Origin of the sequence: Streptomyces sp. NPDC029044 (assembly GCF_040637495.1) — a bacterium.
Taxonomy (GTDB): domain Bacteria; phylum Actinomycetota; class Actinomycetes; order Streptomycetales; family Streptomycetaceae; genus Streptomyces.
In genome coordinates, this window is record NZ_JBEZWN010000144.1 from 1 (window position 1) to 3,058 (window position 3,058).

At 72.6% G+C, this 3,058-nt stretch carries 1 protein-coding gene; it reads left to right on the forward strand.

From position 1 onward, the window contains the following. Window positions 1-71: 71 nt before the first annotated feature. Window positions 72-2,909, forward strand: a complete 2,838-nt coding sequence (locus AB0E85_RS39790; protein WP_361937636.1) for a sarcosine oxidase subunit alpha family protein — start codon at window positions 72-74, stop codon at window positions 2,907-2,909. Window positions 2,910-3,058: the final 149 nt, after the last annotated feature.

Genomic DNA, 3,058 nt, shown 5'->3' on the forward strand with positions numbered 1-3,058 from the left:
GAGCCGTTGCGGGTCGCGGTGCTCGCCGACCGGCTCGGGTACCGGGAGGTCTGGGCGGGCGAGGGGCCCACATGGGACTCGTTCGTCCTGGCGGCCAGCCCTTCCGCCACCCCACCCGAGGCCGCATCCACCGCGACGAGCCCCTCACCTTCACCTTCGACGGCACGGAGTACCAGGGCTACCAGGGCGACACCCTCGCCTCCGCCCTCCTCGCCAACGGGGTCATCCAGACCGGCACCAGCATCAAACGGGGCCGCCCCCGCGGCATCTTCTCGGCCGGCGTCGAGGAACCCAACGCGGTCATCCAGATCGAGGAACCGTTCCCCGAGCCCATGCTCCCGGCCACCACCGTCGAGCTCTACGACGGCCTCGTCGCAACCAGCCTCCCCGGCCAGGGCCGCCTCGCCACCGAACCCGACCCGGCCCGCTACGACGCCGTGCACACCCACTGCGACCTCCTGGTCGTCGGCGCGGGCCCGGCCGGCCTCGCCGCTGCGGCGGCCGCCGCCCGCTCCGGCGCCCGTGTCATCCTCGCCGACGACCAGCCGGACGCCGGCGGCAGCCTCCTCGGCACCGGCGAACTCCTCGACTGGGTGGCCGAGACGACCGCCCTGCTCGACGCCGCCCCCGACGTACGGGTCCTGCGCCGCACCACGGTCTTCGGCTACTACGACGACAACCACCTGCTCGCCGTCGAGCGCCGCACCAACCACCTCGGCGCCGCCGCCCCCGAGAAGGTCTCCCGGGAACGCGTCCACCGCATCCGGGCCCGCCACGTCGTCCTCGCCACCGGCGCCCACGAACGCTCGCTGGCCTTCGCGGACAACGACCGGCCCGGCGTGATGCTGGCCGCTGCGGCCCGCGCCCACGTCAACCGCCACGGCGTCCTGCCCGGCCGCCACGCGGTCGTCTTCACCACCAACGACAGCGCCTACGCGGTGGCGCTGGACCTCGCCTCGGCGGGCGTCGCCATCGAGGCCGTGGTCGACACCCGCCCCGAGCCGGGGGAGTGGGCCGAGCGCACCCGCCGGGCCGGCATCGAGGTGCTGCCGGGCCACGCCGTCACGGCCACCGAAGGCTCCCCCCGTCTCACGGCCGTCACGGTCGCCCCGTACGGGGAGACGACAGGGCGACGGGAGTTCGCCGCCGACCTGCTCCTGGTCTCCGGCGGCTGGAACCCGGTCGCGCACCTGTTCAGCCAGGCGGGCGGCAAGCTCCGCCTCGACGAGGAGCTCGGCAGCTTCGTCCCGGACACCGTCCGTCAGGCCGTCGAGGTCGCGGGAGCTGCGAGCGGTGTGTTCGACCTCGCCCGGGTCCTCGCACAGGGCGCGGCCGCCGGAGCCCGCGCGGTCGAGGCCGAGGGCTACACCTCCGAGGCGCCCCGTCTGCCCCAGGTCGCGGCACTGCCGCAGACGCCGCCCATGCGGGTCTTCACCGTCCCGGGCCGGGAAGGCGCCCCGCGTTTCGTCGACCTTCAGCGCGACGTCACCGTCGACGACCTCGCCCGCGCGACCGGCGCCGGAATGCGCTCGGTGGAGCACACCAAGCGCTACACCACGGCCGGCACGGCCAACGACCAGGGCAAGACCTCCGGCGTCCTGGCCAGTGGGGTCGTCGCCGAACTGCTCGGCGTGGACATCTCGGCGCTCGGCACGACCACGTTCCGGCCCCCGTACACCCCGGTCTCCTTCGCCGCCCTCGCCGGTCGCGACCGCGGCGTGCTGAGCGACCCGGTCCGCACCACCGCCCTGCACGAGTGGCACGTCGCGCACGGCGCCCTCTTCGAGAACGTCGGCCAGTGGAAGCGGCCCAGGTACTACCCGCAGGACGGCGAGGACATGGAGAGGGCCGTGCTGCGCGAATGCGCCGCCGCACGCGAGGGCGTCGCCTTCATGGACGCCTCCACCCTCGGCAAGATCGACGTCCAGGGCCCGGACGCCGCCGCCTTCCTCGACCTGCTCTACACCAACATGATGAGCACCCTGAAGGTCGGCATGATCCGCTACGGCGTGATGTGCCGCCCCGACGGAATGGTCTTCGACGACGGCACCGTCATCCGCCTCGGCCAGGACCGTTACCTGGTCACCACCACGACGGGCAACGCCGCCACCGTGCTGGACTGGATGGAGGAGTGGCTCCAGACGGAGTGGCCCGACCTGAAGGTCCACTGCACCTCCGTGACCGAACAGTGGGCCACCGTCGCCCTGGTCGGTCCGAAGTCCCGCGAGGTGCTCGGCTCCCTCGCACCGCACCTGGCCGTCGCCAACGACGACTTCCCGTTCATGGCCTGGCGGGACACGACGGTCGCCGGCATCGAGGCCCGGGTGTGCCGGATCAGCTTCTCCGGCGAACTCGCCTACGAGATCAACGTGTCGCCGTGGGAGGCCGTCGCCCTGTGGGAGGCGCTGCACGGTGCGGGCGCCCCGTACGGCATCACCCCGTACGGCACGGAGACCATGCACGTCCTGCGCGCTGAGAAGGGCTATCCGATCGTCGGCCAGGACACCGACGGCACGGTGACTCCCCAGGATCTAGGCATGAGCTGGGCGGTGTCGAAGAAGAAGCCCGACTTCATCGGCAAGCGTTCCTTCGCCCGCGCCGACACCGTCCGCCCCGACCGCAAGCACCTGGTCGGTCTGCTCCCGGAGGACCCGGGCACGTTCCTCCCCGAAGGCACGCACCTGGTCGCCGACAGCGTGCTGCCCGCGCCCCCCGTCCCGATGCTCGGCCACGTCACGTCCAGCTACCGCAGCGCGGCCCTGGGCCGGACCTTCGCGCTCGCACTGGTCAAGGGCGGACGCGAACGCATCGGTGAGCGCCTCTACGCCCCCGTCGGTGACCGGCTGGTCCCGGTGACCGTCGCGAGCCCCGTCCTCTACGACCCCGAGGGAGCCCGCCGCGATGGCTGACACCGCCCTTACCGCCCCGCTCCGCAGCCCTCTGTCGCATGCAGCGGACCGGCTGGCAGATTGCCCACGTGTTACTCACCCGTTCGCCACTAATCCCCACCGAAGTGGTTCATCGTTCGACTTGCATGTGTTAAGCACGCCGCCAGCGT

What these genes read in the sequence shown, in the direction of transcription:
- AB0E85_RS39790 (WP_361937636.1), top strand. Translation starts at nt 72, where the DNA reads ATGGGACTCGTTCGTCCTGGCGGCCAGCCCTTCCGCCACCCCACCCGA.